The sequence below is a fragment of the Pseudomonas sp. MD195_PC81_125 genome (assembly GCF_014060985.1).
Lineage (GTDB): Bacteria > Pseudomonadota > Gammaproteobacteria > Pseudomonadales > Pseudomonadaceae > Aquipseudomonas > Aquipseudomonas parakoreensis.
The window spans coordinates 1-15,303 of sequence record NZ_JABULD010000394.1; the positions used below are offsets into that span (position 1 = coordinate 1).

General features: G+C 61.4%; 16 protein-coding genes and 2 pseudogenes. 8 read left to right on the forward strand and 10 right to left on the reverse strand.

Annotated features, from left to right (window positions below; genetic code table 11):
• Positions 1-85 precede the first annotated feature (85 nt).
• Entirely contained in the window at positions 86-1,018 is a 933-nt protein-coding gene (locus tag HT737_RS16095; protein WP_182403253.1) for a metal ABC transporter solute-binding protein, Zn/Mn family, read from the reverse strand.
• Between the two features lie 57 nt (positions 1,019-1,075).
• Between HT737_RS16095 and HT737_RS16100 the strand changes: the two genes are divergently transcribed.
• The 4 genes and pseudogenes from HT737_RS16100 (at position 1,076) to HT737_RS16115 (ending at position 3,877) form a co-directional block, all read left to right on the forward strand.
• Complete coding sequence (locus tag HT737_RS16100; RefSeq protein WP_041073695.1) at positions 1,076-1,558, forward strand: Fur family transcriptional regulator; 483 nt, start codon at positions 1,076-1,078, stop codon at positions 1,556-1,558.
• Complete coding sequence (gene znuC / locus HT737_RS16105) at positions 1,558-2,343, forward strand: zinc ABC transporter ATP-binding protein ZnuC (RefSeq protein ID WP_041073697.1); 786 nt, start codon at positions 1,558-1,560, stop codon at positions 2,341-2,343. Before HT737_RS16100 ends, znuC begins: the two co-directional genes overlap by 1 nt.
• Positions 2,336-3,124, forward strand: a complete 789-nt coding sequence (gene znuB / locus HT737_RS16110; protein ID WP_041073699.1) for a zinc ABC transporter permease subunit ZnuB — start codon at positions 2,336-2,338, stop codon at positions 3,122-3,124. Before znuC ends, znuB begins: the two co-directional genes overlap by 8 nt.
• A gap of 37 nt (positions 3,125-3,161) precedes the next feature.
• Positions 3,162-3,877, forward strand: a pseudogene (locus tag HT737_RS16115) (PA5502 family lipoprotein).
• A 76-nt stretch (positions 3,878-3,953) separates the two neighbouring features.
• On the opposite strand, the gene katE reads toward HT737_RS16115, so the two are convergent.
• The gene (gene katE, locus HT737_RS16120; protein WP_182403255.1) at positions 3,954-6,095 is read right to left on the reverse strand and encodes a catalase HPII; all 2,142 of its coding nucleotides are present in this window, start codon (positions 6,093-6,095) and stop codon (positions 3,954-3,956) included.
• 260 nt (positions 6,096-6,355) lie between these two features.
• On the opposite strand from katE, the gene HT737_RS16125 reads away from it, so the two are divergent.
• The 3 genes and pseudogenes from HT737_RS16125 (at position 6,356) to HT737_RS16135 (ending at position 8,887) form a co-directional block, all read left to right on the forward strand.
• On the forward strand, positions 6,356-7,363 hold the full coding sequence (locus HT737_RS16125; protein ID WP_095667904.1) for a methionine ABC transporter ATP-binding protein: 1,008 nt from the start codon (positions 6,356-6,358) through the stop codon (positions 7,361-7,363).
• The gene (locus HT737_RS16130; RefSeq protein WP_096797317.1) at positions 7,363-8,037 is read left to right on the forward strand and encodes a methionine ABC transporter permease; all 675 of its coding nucleotides are present in this window, start codon (positions 7,363-7,365) and stop codon (positions 8,035-8,037) included. Before HT737_RS16125 ends, HT737_RS16130 begins: the two co-directional genes overlap by 1 nt.
• A 78-nt stretch (positions 8,038-8,115) precedes the next feature.
• Positions 8,116-8,887: pseudogene (locus tag HT737_RS16135) on the forward strand (MetQ/NlpA family ABC transporter substrate-binding protein).
• Positions 8,888-9,077: 190 nt separating this feature from the next.
• On the opposite strand, the gene HT737_RS16140 reads toward HT737_RS16135, so the two are convergent.
• The 5 genes from HT737_RS16140 to HT737_RS16160 are packed head-to-tail and all read right to left on the reverse strand — an operon-like array spanning position 9,078 to position 12,985.
• Positions 9,078-9,713 carry an SCO family protein gene (locus tag HT737_RS16140; protein ID WP_007962772.1) on the reverse strand — a complete coding sequence of 212 codons (636 nt, stop codon included), beginning with the start codon at positions 9,711-9,713 and terminating at the stop codon, positions 9,078-9,080.
• Complete coding sequence (gene cyoE, locus HT737_RS16145; RefSeq protein ID WP_003220336.1) at positions 9,710-10,609, reverse strand: heme o synthase; 900 nt, start codon at positions 10,607-10,609, stop codon at positions 9,710-9,712. The genes HT737_RS16140 and cyoE overlap by 4 nt, the downstream gene beginning before the upstream one ends.
• Complete coding sequence (locus HT737_RS16150) at positions 10,597-11,676, reverse strand: heme A synthase (protein ID WP_182403257.1); 1,080 nt, start codon at positions 11,674-11,676, stop codon at positions 10,597-10,599. Before HT737_RS16150 ends, cyoE begins: the two co-directional genes overlap by 13 nt.
• Before the next feature lie 9 nt (positions 11,677-11,685).
• Positions 11,686-12,279, reverse strand: a complete 594-nt coding sequence (locus HT737_RS16155; protein WP_095669263.1) for a hypothetical protein — start codon at positions 12,277-12,279, stop codon at positions 11,686-11,688.
• Positions 12,245-12,985 (reverse strand): SURF1 family protein, encoded by a 741-nt coding sequence (locus tag HT737_RS16160; protein WP_121182929.1) that lies wholly within the window; start codon positions 12,983-12,985, stop codon positions 12,245-12,247. The genes HT737_RS16155 and HT737_RS16160 overlap by 35 nt, the downstream gene beginning before the upstream one ends.
• A gap of 71 nt (positions 12,986-13,056) precedes the next feature.
• Between HT737_RS16160 and HT737_RS16165 the strand changes: the two genes are divergently transcribed.
• Entirely contained in the window at positions 13,057-13,260 is a 204-nt protein-coding gene (locus HT737_RS16165) for a twin transmembrane helix small protein (RefSeq protein WP_041073718.1), read from the forward strand.
• A 7-nt stretch (positions 13,261-13,267) separates the two neighbouring features.
• Here the strand turns inward: HT737_RS16165 and HT737_RS16170 are convergent, their stop codons facing one another.
• The 3 genes from HT737_RS16170 to HT737_RS16180 form a co-directional block, all read right to left on the reverse strand.
• The gene (locus tag HT737_RS16170) at positions 13,268-14,155 is read right to left on the reverse strand and encodes a cytochrome c oxidase subunit 3 (protein WP_121182933.1); all 888 of its coding nucleotides are present in this window, start codon (positions 14,153-14,155) and stop codon (positions 13,268-13,270) included.
• Positions 14,156-14,180: 25 nt separating this feature from the next.
• Positions 14,181-14,732 carry a cytochrome c oxidase assembly protein gene (locus HT737_RS16175; RefSeq protein WP_047297470.1) on the reverse strand — a complete coding sequence of 184 codons (552 nt, stop codon included), beginning with the start codon at positions 14,730-14,732 and terminating at the stop codon, positions 14,181-14,183.
• 201 nt (positions 14,733-14,933) lie between these two features.
• Positions 14,934-15,303 (reverse strand): cbb3-type cytochrome c oxidase subunit I (locus HT737_RS16180; RefSeq protein WP_182403258.1); only part of this gene is annotated, 370 nt, incomplete at its 5' end.

Below are 15,303 nucleotides of genomic sequence, written 5' to 3' on the forward strand. Positions count from 1 at the left end.
AAGATCAAAAGATCGCAGCTTCGGCAGCTCCTACAGGGGATCACCATGTAGGAGCTGCCGAAGGCTGCGATCTTTTTCTTTGGGGTTACAACGATTCCAGGCAGCCGGCCAAATCGTTGCCCAGCTTCTCCAGCACCTGCTCGTACCCTTGAGCCGTCGCCGGCGTATAACCGCCCAGCGCATCCAGTTCCGCCAGCTTCACCGGCAGGCCCGCCACCAGGGTTTCTGCCAGGCGTGGACGCAGTGGCGGTTCGCTGAACACACAGGTCTTGCCCACTTCCTGCAGGCGTTTGCGCATCGCGGCGACATGTTGCGCGCCCGGTTGCACTTCGGCGGCCACGCTGAACACGCCAGTGTGTTTCAGGCCGTAAGCATCTTCGAAATAGTCGAAGGCTTCGTGGAACACGAAATACGGCTTGCCTTCAACGCTGGCCAGACGCTGCTTCAGCCGCGCGTCCAACGCATCGAGACGCTCATCGAAGGCCTTGGCGTTGCGCTGATAGCGTTCGGCGTTGGCCGGATCGGCAGCACTGAGGTCGGCAGCCATTTTCCCGGCAATGACTCGGGCGTTGACCGGCGATAGCCACAAATGCGCGTCCAGCGTACCCGGACGATGATCGTGATCATGCTCGTCGGCGTCTTCGGCGTGGGAGTGGCTGTCTTCGGCGAAGCGGCGCAGTTTCATGCCCGGCAGATCCTGCACGGCCACGCTTGGCAGCGTTCGACCGCTGAGCACACGCGGCAGGAAACCTTCCATGTCCGGGCCGATCCAGTACAAAAGGTCCACCGATTGCACCTTGCGCACGTCGGACGGGCGTAGTGCGTAGTTATGCGGCGAAGCACCCGGCGGCAGCAGCACTTCCGGGATGGCCACACCGTCCTGGACCGCTGCAGCGATCAACTGCAACGGTTTGATGCTGGTGAGAACCTTGACCTCGGCCTGAGCCGAACCGATCAGCAGAAAAACTGGCGACAAAAGCCACAAAAAACAGAAAAAAAGTCGGGACACGATGACCACTCAAGGAGGCGAGAACGGGTAACATAATAACGTCTCTATCAAAACTCGTCGCCGCCCATGCCTATTACACCGATTGCCAGCCGTCCCCACGACCACTCTCATTGCGTGCACAGCGCACTGACCGAGGCCGATACCTTGTGCGCCCAGAAAGGCCTGCGCCTGACTGCGCTGCGCCGGCGGGTGCTGGAACTGGTATGGCAGAGCCACAAGCCGCTGGGCGCCTACGACATTCTTGCGGTACTGAGCGAACAGGACGGCCGTCGCGCCGCGCCGCCAACCGTTTACCGCGCGCTGGATTTCCTGCTGGAAAACGGCCTGGTGCACCGCATCTCTTCACTCAACGCCTTCGTTGGCTGTGTGCATCCGGAGCATGCGCATCAGGGCCAGTTCCTGATCTGCCGCGAGTGCCACGCCGCGATCGAGCTGGAACAGAAAGCCATCAGCGACGCGATTATCCACAGCGCCAAAGACGTCGGGTTCATTGTCGAAGCGCAGACCGTCGAAGTGGTCGGCCTGTGCGCCGGTTGCCAGGGGGCTTGATGAGCAACCCGTTGATCCGTCTTCAGCACGTTGCTGTCACGTTTGCCGGGCAGACCGTGCTCGACAACATCGAGCTGAGCGTCGAGCCGGGGCAGATCGTCACCCTGATCGGCCCCAACGGCGCCGGCAAGACCACGCTCGTGCGCGCCGTACTCGGGCTGCTGAAGCCGGACAGCGGCAGCGTCTGGCGCAAGCCGAAACTGCGCGTTGGCTACATGCCGCAAAAGCTGCACGTCGACCCGACCTTGCCGCTGTCAGTGTTGCGCTTCCTGCGCCTGGTGCCCGGTGTAGACCGCCCGCGTGCATTGGCGGCGCTGAAAGAAGTCGGTGCCGAACACGTCATCGACAGCCCGGTGCAAAGTGTTTCCGGTGGTGAGATGCAGCGTGTGTTGCTGGCCCGGGCGCTGCTGCGTGAGCCGGAGTTGCTGGTGCTGGACGAGCCGGTGCAAGGCGTCGATGTCGCCGGGCAAGCCGAGCTCTACAGCCTGATCACCCGCCTGCGTGACCGTCACGGCTGCGGCGTGCTGATGGTGTCCCACGATTTGCACCTTGTCATGAGCACCACCGATCAGGTGGTGTGCCTGAATCGCCACGTCTGCTGCTCGGGGCATCCCGAGCAAGTCAGCGGCGATCCGGCGTTCGTCGAGCTGTTCGGCAAGAATGCGCCGAGTCTGGCGATCTATCACCACCATCACGACCACGCCCATGACCTGCACGGTTCGGTGGTCAAGGCGCCCGGTGCGGGCCACACCCACGTTCACGGAGACCACTGCAAGCATGGCTGATTTTCTGTTGTATGCCCTGCTTGCAGGTCTGGCACTGGCGGTGGTCGCCGGGCCGCTTGGTTCGTTTGTGGTGTGGCGGCGCATGGCCTATTTCGGCGACACCCTGTCCCACGCCGCGCTGCTCGGCGTGGCTTTGGGCTTTCTGCTGGATGTCAGTCCGACGGTCGCGGTGACCGTCGGCTGCCTGCTGCTGGCAGTGCTGCTGGTGACCTTGCAGCAGCGTCAACCACTGGCCTCCGACACGCTATTGGGGATTCTTGCACCGAGCACGCTCTCTCTCGGCCTGGTGGTACTAAGCTTCATGCATGAAGTGCGGATTGACCTGATGGCCTATCTGTTCGGTGACCTGCTGGCGATCAGTCCGACCGACCTGGCGTGGATTCTCGGCGGCAGCGCGGCAGTGCTGGTGTTGCTGGTGACACTGTGGCGGCCGCTGCTGGCGATTACCGTGCATGAGGAGTTGGCCAAGGTCGAAGGTCTGCCGGTGGCGGGCCTGCGCATGGCGCTGATGCTGTTGATTGCGGTGGTGATCGCGGTGGCGATGAAAATCGTCGGTGTGTTGCTGATCACTTCGCTGCTGATCATCCCGGCGGCTGCGGCACAACGTCACGCCCGCTCGCCGGAGCAGATGGCGCTGGGCGCGAGCCTGCTGGGCATGCTCGCGGTGTGTGGCGGGCTGGCGCTGTCATGGTTCAAGGACACCCCGGCGGGACCGTCGATCGTTGTGACAGCGGCCGCACTGTTTCTGCTGAGTTTTGTTCTGCCCCGTCGAGGGGTGTAGACTTGCTCGCTTTTTGCGCAATTAGAGAGTCGCAGGAATGAAGCCGTTCGCCTCCCGTTATCTGCTCCTTGTCGCATTTTCCGTGCTGCTGGGCGCCTGCCAAAGCACGCCGCCGGTGGCCGAAGCCCCCGACGCGCGGGCCACGGCCATCGCACAGCTGGAGCAAAGCCTGGCCAGCAGCGAACTGGCCACCGCCGAAGACCAATTGGCCGCCTTGCAGGCACAGAACCCCAACGATCAGTCCCTTGAGCAATACCAGCGCCAGCTGGCCGAAGCCTACTTGCGCCGCAGCCAGATCGTATTGCAGAAAGGTGATGTGAATGCGGCAGCCACCGCGCTGAGCCGAGCCCCGTGCCCTGATGCCCCAAAGCCCCGGCACTGACCGGTGGCGTCAATGGCGCCATCACCGAAGCCCGCAAAGCCGAGCTGGAAAAAGCCGAAGCGGCGCTGCTGGCGGCCGAAGCCAAACCGAAAGCCAAGGTCATTGATCCGACTGCCGAAAGCACCACGGTGGCGTTGAACATCAACGATAGCCGCAAACTTCGCCGGCAACTGGATGCGATCGCCGCCGATGTGGTGAATTATGAGTGTGCTGTGAGCATTCAGGCGCCGCGGACCCAGGATTACCCTTGGCTGGCGACGTTACTGAAAAAACGTGTGAAGAAATTGAATCCGGATTTCGAGCTGAAGATTGAAAAGCAGATCCTGCGTACAGTGCCGGCGCAGATGGTCTTGATTCCAGCCAAACCCTAAAAGATCGCAGCCTCCGGCAGCTCCTACAGGTGCAAGTAAACCCTGTAGGAGCTGCCGAAGGCTGCGATCTTTTGCTTTAGGCTGGAATGGCCTTGGCCTTAGACTCCCGCGCCCAGACCCGATGCTGCCCGATCGCCGCAAAGAACGGCTTGGTCAATCCCGGCACATCCTTGCCCTGCAGCAACCCTGCATCCGCCTCCAGCTTCAGCAGATCCTGCAACTGCTTGGCATCGCCGTGCAGCGCAATCGCCTTCAGGTGCTTGTACGCCTCCAGCAGATAATGCAGCGCCACGCCGTCGCCACTCAACGCCTTGATCGACGCCGCGCCACCGGGCACGAATACCGCATCGAAGATCACTGAAGGCATGCCTTCCATTGATGCGTCCACTGGCAGGGCTTTGCCGTCGGCAGTCTTCACCGGTGCCGACGTCGGGCCGAGCAGCTTGGCGTGTGCGCCTTCAGCCGCCAAAGCCTTTTTCATCGCATCAATCGCCGCACCATCGACGCCGTTAGCGGCAAGAATCGCCACTTTGCGGGTTTTGATGTCCTCTGGCAGCAAGTTGGCCTGGCTCAGCGCCGGGGAATGATCGAACGAAGTCTTGCGCACCTCGACCGTGCCTTTGCTCGGCGCCGGTAACCCGAGGTTGGCCGCCACGCGCTTGGCCAATTCCAGGTCAATGTTGGCGAGAATTTCGTTCACCTGCCGTGCACGGATGAACTCACGTTCGACCTTGCCCAGCTCGAAGCTGTAAGCGGCGATGATGTGTTCCTTTTCGTGCTCACTCATGCTGTTGAAGAACAGCCGCGCCTGGGAAAAGTGATCGCTGAACGACTCGCTGCGCTGACGGATCTTGTTCGCGTCGATGCGTTCCGGGTAGCTCTCGAAGCCGCCGTCTTGCGCGGCTGGCGGGGTTTCTTTCGGCCAGCCGCCATCGATCGAGTTCGGTTCGTAGGACGCGCGACCCTTGTCGATCACTGTGCGGTGCTGCGCGTCGCGCTGGCCGTTGTGGAATGGCGCCACCGGGCGGTTGATTGGCAGTTCATGAAAGTTCGGCCCACCGAGTCGGCTGATTTGCGTATCGGTGTAGGAAAACAGCCGGCCTTGCAGCAGCGGGTCATTGGAGAAGTCGATTCCCGGCACGATGTGGCCCGGGCAAAACGCGACCTGCTCGGTCTCGGCGAAGAAGTTGTCCGGGTTGCGGTTCAGGGTCATCTTGCCCAGCGGGGTGATCGGCACGATTTCTTCGGGGATCAGCTTGGTCGGGTCGAGGATGTCGAAATCGAAGTCGTGTTCGTTTTCCTCCTCGATGATCTGCACGCCCAGCTCCCACTCCGGATAGTCGCCCATCTCGATGGCTTCCCACAGATCGCGACGGTGATAGTCGGTGTCTTTACCGGCGAGCTTCTGCGCCTCGTCCCACACCAGCGAGCAGGTGCCGGCGGTCGGGCGCCAGTGGAATTTGACGAAGCGCGATTTGCCCTCGGCATTGATCAGGCGGAAGGTGTGCACGCCAAAGCCCTGCATGCTGCGCAGGCTTTTCGGAATCGCCCGGTCGGACATGGCCCAGATCACCATGTGCGCCGATTCCGGCACCAGCGAAACGAAGTCCCAGAAGGTGTCGTGGGCCGAACCGCCGGTGGGGATCTCATTGTGCGGCTCGGGCTTCACCGCGTGGACGAAGTCGGGAAACTTGATCGCGTCCTGAATGAAGAACACCGGCATGTTGTTGCCGACCAGGTCGAAGTTGCCCTCGTCGGTGAAGAACTTCACCGCGAAACCGCGCACGTCACGCACGGTATCGCCGGAGCCGCGTGGTCCCTGCACCGTGGAAAAGCGCACGAACACCGGCGTCTTTTTCCCTGGGTCCTGCAGGAAACCGGCCTTGGTCAGCGCCGAATGGTTCTCGTAGGCCTGAAAGAAACCATGCGCGCCGGTGCCGCGGGCATGGACGATGCGCTCCGGAATGCGTTCATGGTCAAAGTGCGTGATTTTCTCACGCATGATGAAGTCTTCCAGCAACGACGGCCCCCGCGGGCCGGCCTTGAGGGTGTTCTGGTTATCGGCGACCTTCACCCCCTGATTGGTGCGCAGGGCCTGGCCGGTAGCGTCGGAGCGAAACTTCTCCAGGCTGTCGAGTTTGGCGTTGGTGTTGGCGCGATCCTTGGTATCGGTTCCGGCCAGCTGGCTTTTGTCGGTGGTAGGTTTCTTGCTGCTCATCAGACGTAAACTCCTCGGTTGACCCCGTTTCAACGGGGACTCTTGAGCGTTTCCGGGCACGGTTACCCAGGGTTTCAAGTCGCTTAACTAGTGACCAATGAGCAGGAACGGGCGTTCCTTTTTTATGACCTTTGATCTTGTTATTGCCAAATCGAAGGTTAATTGCGAAATAAATGCTAAGAACCTCTATACGGACAGGCTAAAATGCGCGCCCGGCTAACCGCTGATCCTTTTCTAACGCGCCCCACAAGGTTCGCTACGTGATCGAGTTTCAAAACGTCCACAAAACTTACCGCGTCGCCGGTAAGGACATCCCCGCCCTGCACCCGACCAGTCTTTCGATTGAAAACGGTCAGGTCTTCGGCCTGATCGGCCATTCCGGTGCGGGAAAAAGTACCCTGCTGCGTCTGATCAATCGCCTGGAAGACTCCAGCGGCGGCAAGATCATCGTCGACGGCGAAGAAGTCACCGCGCTGGACGCCAACGGCCTGCGCCGTTTTCGCCAGCAAGTCGGGATGATCTTCCAGCACTTCAACCTGCTTGCCTCCAAGACCGTGGCCGACAACGTCGCGCTGCCGCTGACCCTGGCCGGCGAACTGTCGAGCAGCGAGATCAATCAGCGCGTCGCCGAATTGCTGGCGCGGGTCGGTCTGTCCGATCACGCCAGGAAATACCCGGCGCAGCTGTCCGGCGGCCAGAAACAGCGCGTCGGCATCGCCCGCGCCCTGGCGACCAAGCCGAAGATTCTGCTGTGCGACGAGGCCACCAGCGCCCTCGACCCGCAGACCACCGCCTCGGTCCTGCAACTGCTGGCCGAGATCAACCGTGAGCTGAAACTGACCATCGTCCTGATCACCCACGAGATGGACGTGATCCGTCGCGTCTGCGATCAGGTCGCGGTGATGGACGCCGGGGTGATCGTCGAGCAAGGTTCGGTGGCCGATGTGTTCCTGCATCCGCAGCACCCGACCACCAAGCGTTTCGTCCAGGAAAGCGAGCAGATCGACGAAAGCGAACAGCGCGATGACTTCGCTCATGTGCCGGGTCGCATCGTGCGTCTGACCTTCCAGGGCGAAGCGACCTACGCGCCGTTGCTCGGTACCGTTGCCCGGGAAACCGGGGTCGACTACAGCATCCTTGCCGGTCGCATCGACCGCATCAAAGACATTCCGTACGGGCAGTTGACCCTCGCCGTCACCGGTGGCGACATGGAGGCGGCCTTTGCCCGCTTCACCGCCGCTGACGTTCATATGGAGGTGCTGCGTTAATGGAAATGCTCAAGGCTTTCTTCGAAAACATCGATTGGCTGGAAATCTGGCTGGCCACGGGCGACACCCTGCTGATGCTCGGTGGTTCGCTGCTGTTCACCGTATTGCTCGGCCTGCCGCTGGGTGTGCTGCTGTTTCTCTGCAGCCCGCGGCAGTTGCTGGAAAACCGTGGCCTCTATGCCTTCATGTCGTTGGCGGTGAACATCCTGCGTTCCTTGCCGTTCATCATTCTGCTGATCGTGATGATTCCGTTCACCGTGCTGATCACCGGCACTTCGCTGGGCGTGGCCGGTGCGATTCCGCCGCTGGTGGTGGGTGCGACCCCGTTCTTCGCGCGTCTGGTGGAAACCGCGCTGCGTGAAGTCGATCGCGGCATCATCGAAGCCACTCAATCGATGGGTGCGACCACCCGGCAGATCATCATGAACGCCTTGCTGCCTGAGGCCCGTCCAGGCATCTTCGCCGCGATTACGGTGACTGCGATTACTCTGGTGTCCTACACGGCGATGGCCGGTGTGGTCGGCGCCGGTGGTCTGGGTGACCTGGCGATCCGTTTCGGCTACCAGCGTTTCCAGACTGACGTGATGATCGTCACCGTGGTGTTGCTGCTGATTCTGGTACAAGTGCTGCAAATGGTGGGCGACCGTCTGGTCGTGCATTTCTCGCGCAAATAACCGGTTTTTGTAATCAAGAGATGAGCCGGCCATTCGCTGGCAGGCGCCACACGGGCGCTTTGAAAAGGAGTTAGCTGAATGAAAAAACTGATCGCTGCTTTCGCTGCCGTAGCCGCTTTTTCGGCCCACGCTGAAACCCTGACCGTTGCCGCCACCCCGGTGCCGCATGCGGAAATCCTCGAGTTCGTGAAGCCGGCCCTGGCCAAGGAAGGCGTGGATCTGAAGGTCAAGGTCTTCACCGACTACATTCAGCCGAACGTACAGGTGGCCGAAAAAGCGCCTGGACGCCAACTTCTTCCAGCACCAGCCGTACCTCGATGAGTTCAACAAGGCCAAGGGCACCAGCCTGGTGGCGGTGACCGGCGTGCACCTGGAGCCGCTGGGCGCGTACTCGAACAAGATCAAGGATCTGAAGGACCTGCCAAGCGGCGCCAACGTGGTGATTCCGAACGACGCCACCAACGGCGGCCGTGCGCTGTTGCTGCTGGCCAAGGCTGGCCTGATCACCCTGAAAGATCCGACCAACATTCTGTCGACCCCGAAAGACATCGCGCAGAACTCGAAAGACCTGAAAATCCGTGAACTGGAAGCCGCGACCATCCCGCGCGTGCTGACCCAGGTCGATCTGGCGCTGATCAACACCAACTACGCGCTGGAAGCCAAGCTCGATCCGTCCAAGGATGCGCTGGTGATCGAAGGCAACGACTCGCCGTACGTGAACATCCTGGTGTCCCGTGCGGACAACAAGGACAGCGACGCGATGCAGAAACTGGCCGCTGCGCTGCACAGCCCGGAAGTGAAGAAATTCATCACCGAGAAGTACAAAGGCGCGGTATTGCCGGCGTTCTGATACAGGACGGGACAGGCGTAATAAAAAGGCGATCCCTCGGGATCGCCTTTTTTATGGGGCAAATTCCCCTGTAGGAGCTGTCGAGTGGAACGAGGCTGCGATCTTTTGATCTTGCTGTTGAAGATCAGAGCAAAAGATCGCAGCCTTCGGCAGCTCCTACAGAGAAATGTTTACCCCTGCAGGTACTGCATTATTTGCGGTTGAGCATTACTGGCAGCTGCGCCACCAGTTTGGCGTTGTTCAGCGGCGCCCGGATGAACCCGCGTTGCGTGCCGTCCGGGCCGATCACCGCGAGATTGCCGCTGTGATCCACCGTGTAATTCGGCTTGCTGGTGTCGGCCGGAATGAACGGAATACTCACCGCATTCGCGACTTTCTGCAGCTCTTCGATCGACTTCGGCGTCAGTCCCACAAACTGCGGATCGAAGTAGCCCAGGTACTGCTTCAGCTGCTGCGGGTTGTCGCGGTTCGGGTCGACGCTGACCAGCACGATCTGCAATTTATCCACAGCATCCTTGGGCAACTCGCTCTTGATCTGGCGCAGTTGGGCGAGGGTGGTCGGGCAGATGTCCGGGCAGAAGGTGTAGCCGAAGAACAGCAGGCTCCATTTGCCTTTCAACTCGTCGATGGCGACCGGTTGGCCGTCCTGATTGGTCATGGTCACGCCCGGCAGGGTGCGGCTCTGCGGCAGCAGGATGATGCCGGCGTCGATCAGCGCGGTGGGGTCGCCCTGGCCCTTGCCGCTGAGTACTTTGTTGACGGTCAGTCCCAGGATCAGCGCGATCACGGCGACGAGGATGAAGACGGTTTTCTGGGTTCGAGTCATAGGTTCAACAGTAAGTAGTGGTCTACGAGCAGGGCGATGAACAACAGGAACAAGTAATAAATAGAGTACTTGAAGGTGTTGATCGCCGCGTGCGGCCGAGTGCCACGGTACAGCACCACGGCCCATTGCAGAAACCTTGCGCCGAGGGCGAGGGCGCAGATCAGGTAGAGCACGCCGCTCATGTGGATCACGTATGGCAGCAGGCTCACCGCGAGCAGGGCGAAGGTGTACAGCAGAATATGCACCTTCGTGTAGTGCTCGCCGTGGGTCACCGGCAGCATCGGAATGTCGGCCTTGGCGTATTCCTCCTTGCGATGGATTGCCAGCGCCCAGAAGTGCGGCGGCGTCCAGGCGAAGATGATCAGCACCAGCAGCAACGGTTCGGCGCTGACATGGCCGGTGGCGGCGGTCCAGCCGAGCAGCGGTGGGGCGGCGCCGGCGAGGCCGCCGATGACGATGTTCTGAGGCGTCGCGCGTTTGAGGAAGCCGGTGTAGATCACCGCGTAGCCGAGTAACGAAGCGAGGGTCAGCCACGCGGTCAGTGCATTGGTGAACGTCAGCAGCATCGCCTGCCCGAGCAGCGCCAGCACCAGCGCAAAGGTCAGCGCCGCCGCCGGTGAAACCCGGCCCTCGGCCAACGGTCGTTTGTGCGTGCGCGCCATCACCGCGTCGATGCGCCGGTCCACCACATGGTTGACCGCCGCCGCGCCGCCGGCACACAACGCAATCCCCAGGTTGCCGAACACCAGCACCGTCCATGGCACCCCGGCGCGGGTCGCGAGGAACATGCCGACCAGCGAGGTGATCAGCATCAGCACCACCACTTTCGGCTTGGTCAGCTCCAGATAGTCACGCCACAGCGCTTGCGCGGGACGTTCGCCGATCAGAAGCGCCATGGCGTTTCTCCTTTTATCGTGATGGGCGCAGCCGAATGTTTACGCGGGCTCAGACGCCAGTGCGCCAACATCGGCTGTTTGACCCGAATCAGACTGGTGCGCGCGTGGTAATTGACCAGCACCATGGTCAGCAGCAGCGCGGCGCCACCGGCGTTGTGGGCCACGGCCACCGGCAGCGGCAGATGGAACAGCACGTTGCTGATGCCAAGGGTGATCTGTACGCCGAGGGCGATCAGCACCAGTCCGGCGAGCCGGGTCATGCCGACGGCTTTCAGTTGCCAGGCCAGACCGAGCAGCACCAAGGTCACCAGCAGGGCACCGATACGGTGAGTCAGGTGAATCGCCGTGCGCGCATCGCTGTCGAGTTGCCCGCCGAGGTAGTTCGGGCCGATGTGCTGGGTCAGGTGAAAGCCGTTGGCAAAGTCCGCCGGCGGCAGCCATTGGCCGTGGCAGGTCGGAAAGTCGATGCAGGCCACCGCCGCGTAGTTGGAGCTGACCCAGCCGCCGAGAGCAATCTGGCCGATCACCAGCAACAACCCCGCCGTCGCCCAATACTGCAAGCGCTTGGGCACGCTCAGCGCCGGCAGCACGCCGGACAGGCGCAAGGTCAGCAGGAACAGTAGACTCAAGGTCGCAAAACCGCCAAGCAAATGCCCGGTGACCACTTGCGGCCAGAGCTTGAGCGTGACCGTCCACATGCCGAATGCCGCCTGGGCGAACACCACCGCCAGCAGAAACAGTGGCAGTTTCAGCGGTTGCCCGGGATGACGACGATTGACCCACGCCCGTCCTGCCAATACCGAAATCAGCAGGCCGAGGGTGCCGGCGAAGTAGCGGTGGATCATCTCGTTCCAGCCCTTGTGCGCGACCACTGGCGAGTCGGGGTAATGCAGTTCGGCATGGGCCAGTTGGGCTTCGCTTTTCGGCACGCTGATAAAGCCGTAGCAGCCCGGCCAGTCCGGACAGCCCAGGCCGGCGTGGGTCAGGCGGGTGTAGGCGCCGAGCAGCACGACGATCAGTGCCAGCAGGGTGGCAAACAGCGCGAGGCGAAATCCAGGTTTGGCCATGACGATGCCTTATCCGATGTTCGACAGTTTCAGCAGGTGGCGCAGGTCGTTGAGCAGATCCTTGCCCTTCACGCTCGGGTCGTAGCGCAGTACGAGATTGCCGTGCGGGTCGATGATCCACAGCTGCGGCACGGCCTTGTCGCCAGTGGCTTTGCTCAACGCTGCGGTGTCCAGCGGGTAGCGTTGCAGTTGCGGGTATTCGCGGCTCAGTTTTGCTTCGTAGTCGCTGCTCAATGGTTGGGCAGTGGCGAGGGCATGGCTGGCGCGTCCGGCATCGCGACCGAGACCGATCTGAATCTGCCGGGCGAGGTACACCAGTTGCTGACAGTCCACTGCGCAATCTTTCGGCGCGGTCACCAGCATCTGCCAGCGCTGCTCATCGGCCTGCACGCCGAGGTCGGCGCGGGTCTGGCCGTTGCCGATCAGTTCGCCGTGATAGCTGCGACCTTCCGGCACCCAGAACTGCAATTTGTACATGCCGGTGGCAAGGATCATCGGGCCCACTACGCCGAGCACAATCAGCAACAGCTGGATCCGTCCACGGCGGCGGGTGGTCGGGGTTTTCGCCTCAGACATGCTGGGTGGATTCATGGCCGTTCCCATGGTGGTTCTCCTTTGCGTTGTGCAAGCCCAAATAGACATAGAGACCGAGCAGGGCGGTGGCCATGGCGAACCACTGCACGGCGTAACCGAGGTGTTTTTCCGGACCCATGGCCACGACCGGCCAGTCGGCCTCGTAACTGGCGGGACCGGGTTCGGCGCGCAGTTCATAGGCGAAGCCCTCGCGATCGAGGGTTTGCCACAGTTTGGCCGGCTCCACGGCGGTGACGGTTTGCGGCCAGGTGCTGCTGGCCGGGTCGGCGTGCAACTGGAAGGTCGCGCCGGGGGCGACGTACACCCAGGCGTCCAGACTCACGGCATCGACGGGGGTGGAGAATTGCGGCGTTACCCGACGGTCCGGCCACGACAGCCAGCCGCGATTGACCAGCAGCCACAGGCCGCTGGCCCGATCCTGAAACGGTTGCAGCAACTCGATGCCAACCTTGCCGTTACGCTGACGGTTGTCCAGCAACAGGCTGTGAGCGCTATCGAACTGACCATATAGATGAACGCGGCGAAAGGCCGGGTCGGCGCTGTGCAGCAATTCGCTGCTGGCCATCGGCTCGGCTGCGCGACGCTCGGCATAACTGGCGAGCAGGGCGGTTTTCTCCGCGCCCCGTCCCAGTTGCCAGAAGCCCAGCGACACCAGCAACGGCAGCAACAGCGCCACCACCACGGTCGGTATCACGCCCGGGCGGAAGCGCTTCATGGCCGCGCCATAAAGGCAGTCGTCGCGATCGCTATACTCAACTGCATCGCCTGTCCCCCGGAGTTCTTCCCATGCTCAAAGCAGCCATTGTCGTGCTGCTGATTGCCACGGTGATCAGCCTGTTCAGCGGCCTGTTTTTCCTGGTCAAGGACGACAGCAGCTCCAATCGTCTGGTGATCGCCTTGAGTGTTCGGGTGGCCCTGGCCGCTGCCACCGTCGGCTTGATTGCCTGGGGCTTCTACAGCGGCCAACTGGTGTCGCACGCGCCTTGGTGATCAGTGCTCAAAGCACATAAACGAAGATGAACAAGCCGATCCACACCACATCGACGAAGTGCCAGTACCAGCTCGCCGCCTCGAAGCCGAACTGATGCTCGGCATCGAAATGGCCCTTCATGATGCGCATCAGCATCACGAACAGAATGATCGTGCCGATGGTCACGTGGGCACCGTGGAAACCGGTGAGCATGAAGAACGTCGCGCCGTAGATGCCCGAGCCCAGGGTCAGGCCCAGTTCGTGGTAGGCGTGCATGTATTCCTCGGCCTGCAAGGCAAGGAAGCCGCAGCCCAGCAGCACAGTGATCGCCAGCCAGATTTTCAGTGCGCCGCGATGGCCCTTCTTCAAGGCATGGTGGGCGATGGTGATGGTCACACTGGAGCTGACCAGCAGAATCGTGTTGATCAGCGGCAGGCCCCACGGGCTGATGACTTCTTTGGGCGGCGGGAACAGTTTCGGGTCAGGCGTGTGCAATAGCGGCCAGGTGAACTGGAAGTTCGGCCAGAGCATGTGGGCGATGCCCTTCGGCCCTTCGCCCCCCAGCGCCGGGCCGGAAATGTGCCGCACGTAGAACAGCGCACCGAAGAAGGCGATGAAGAACATCACCTCGGAAAAGATGAACCAACTCATGCCCCAGCGGAACGAGCGATCGAGCTGCGGGCTGTACAGCCCGGCGCGACTTTCCTTGATCACCGCGCCGAACCAGCCGAACAGCATGTACGCCAGCAACAGTCCGCCGACGAAAAAGATCAGTGGCCCGTGGGATTCAGGGCGCGCGGCCTTCAGATCGTTGAACCAGGTCGCCAGGCCGTACACGGTGACGAACATCCCCACCGTGGCGACGATCGGCCATTTGCTCTGGGCCGGAACGTAATAGTGCTCATGAGTTGCCATTTATTGTTCTCCTTATCGGGCACGCTTAACCGCCAGTGTTTGCAGCCACCGGAGGATGTCGGGCGGTGATATCGAACAGCGTGTAGGACAGCGTCAGGTGCTTCACGTCCTTGGGCATGTCGCGGTCAACGATGAAACGTACCGGCATCTCGATCTGCTGACCGGGCTGCAGCACCTGCTGGGTAAAGCAAAAGCATTCGGTTTTGTGGAAATACGCTGCCGCATTGCTTGGCGCGATGCTCGGCACGGCTTGCGCACTCATCGGTTTATCGGTGGGATTGCGCGCGACGAAAATCATCTCGTTGACCGCGCCGGGGTTGGCGGTCAACTCATCGTGTTTGGGGTAGAACTCCCACGGCATGTCGATGTTGTTGGTCGACAGAAACTGCACGCGCACTTGCCGCGAACTGTCCACCACCTGCTCGCCCTCGTACTGCCCGGCAGTTTTGCCATTGATGCCGAAGGCCTTGCACATCACGTCGTAGATCGGCACCAGGGCAAAGCCGAAGACAAACATCGCCACCACCACGCCGAGCAGGCGGGTGACCAGTTTCTTCATCGAGATCGAGTCAGCCATGGTTCCAACCTTCCCGGTGATCACTTTTGCCTGGCAATACCTTTGTGGTGAGGGGATTCATCCCCGACCGGCTGCGCAGCAGTCGTAAAGCCCGCATATGCGGTGTGCTTGATACACCTCGATTGCAAGTTTTGGGGCTGCTTCGCAGCCCATCGGGGATGAATCCCCTCGCCACAAGGGATGAGCCAGCAGAGGAGGTGTTCATTTCACTTCCGGCGGCGTGGTAAAGGTGTGATATGGCGCCGGTGACGGCACGCTCCATTCCAGACCTTCGGCGCCATCCCATGGCTTGGCCGGGGCTGGCGCGCCGCCACGAATGGTCTTGATCACGATGAACAGGAAGAAGATCTGCGTGGCACCGAACATGAACGCGCCGATCGAGGAGACCATGTTGAAGTCGGCGAACTGCAGGTTGTAGTCCGGAATCCGTCGCGGCATTCCCGCCAGTCCCACGAAGTGCATCGGGAAGAAGGTCAGGTTCATGCCGACGAATGACAGCCAGAAGTGCAGCTTGCCGAGGGTTTCGTCGTACATGTGCCCGGTCCACTTCGGCAGCCAGTAATAGGCCGAG

Bases quoted from the DNA above. Each gene is read 5' to 3' on its own strand.
- HT737_RS16100 (WP_041073695.1), top strand. From the start codon at position 1,076: ATGCCTATTACACCGATTGCCAGCCGTCCCCACGACCACTCTCATTGC.
- znuC (WP_041073697.1), top strand. From the start codon at position 1,558: ATGAGCAACCCGTTGATCCGTCTTCAGCACGTTGCTGTCACGTTTGCC.
- znuB (WP_041073699.1), top strand. From the start codon at position 2,336: ATGGCTGATTTTCTGTTGTATGCCCTGCTTGCAGGTCTGGCACTGGCG.
- katE (WP_182403255.1), bottom strand. From the start codon at position 6,095: ATGAGCAGCAAGAAACCTACCACCGACAAAAGCCAGCTGGCCGGAACC.
- HT737_RS16130 (WP_096797317.1), top strand. From the start codon at position 7,363: ATGGAAATGCTCAAGGCTTTCTTCGAAAACATCGATTGGCTGGAAATC.
- HT737_RS16140 (WP_007962772.1), bottom strand. From the start codon at position 9,713: ATGACTCGAACCCAGAAAACCGTCTTCATCCTCGTCGCCGTGATCGCG.
- cyoE (WP_003220336.1), bottom strand. From the start codon at position 10,609: ATGGCGCTTCTGATCGGCGAACGTCCCGCGCAAGCGCTGTGGCGTGAC.
- HT737_RS16150 (WP_182403257.1), bottom strand. From the start codon at position 11,676: ATGGCCAAACCTGGATTTCGCCTCGCGCTGTTTGCCACCCTGCTGGCA.
- HT737_RS16155 (WP_095669263.1), bottom strand. From the start codon at position 12,279: ATGGGAACGGCCATGAATCCACCCAGCATGTCTGAGGCGAAAACCCCG.
- HT737_RS16160 (WP_121182929.1), bottom strand. From the start codon at position 12,985: ATGAAGCGCTTCCGCCCGGGCGTGATACCGACCGTGGTGGTGGCGCTG.
- HT737_RS16165 (WP_041073718.1), top strand. From the start codon at position 13,057: ATGCTCAAAGCAGCCATTGTCGTGCTGCTGATTGCCACGGTGATCAGC.
- HT737_RS16170 (WP_121182933.1), bottom strand. From the start codon at position 14,155: ATGGCAACTCATGAGCACTATTACGTTCCGGCCCAGAGCAAATGGCCG.
- HT737_RS16175 (WP_047297470.1), bottom strand. From the start codon at position 14,732: ATGGCTGACTCGATCTCGATGAAGAAACTGGTCACCCGCCTGCTCGGC.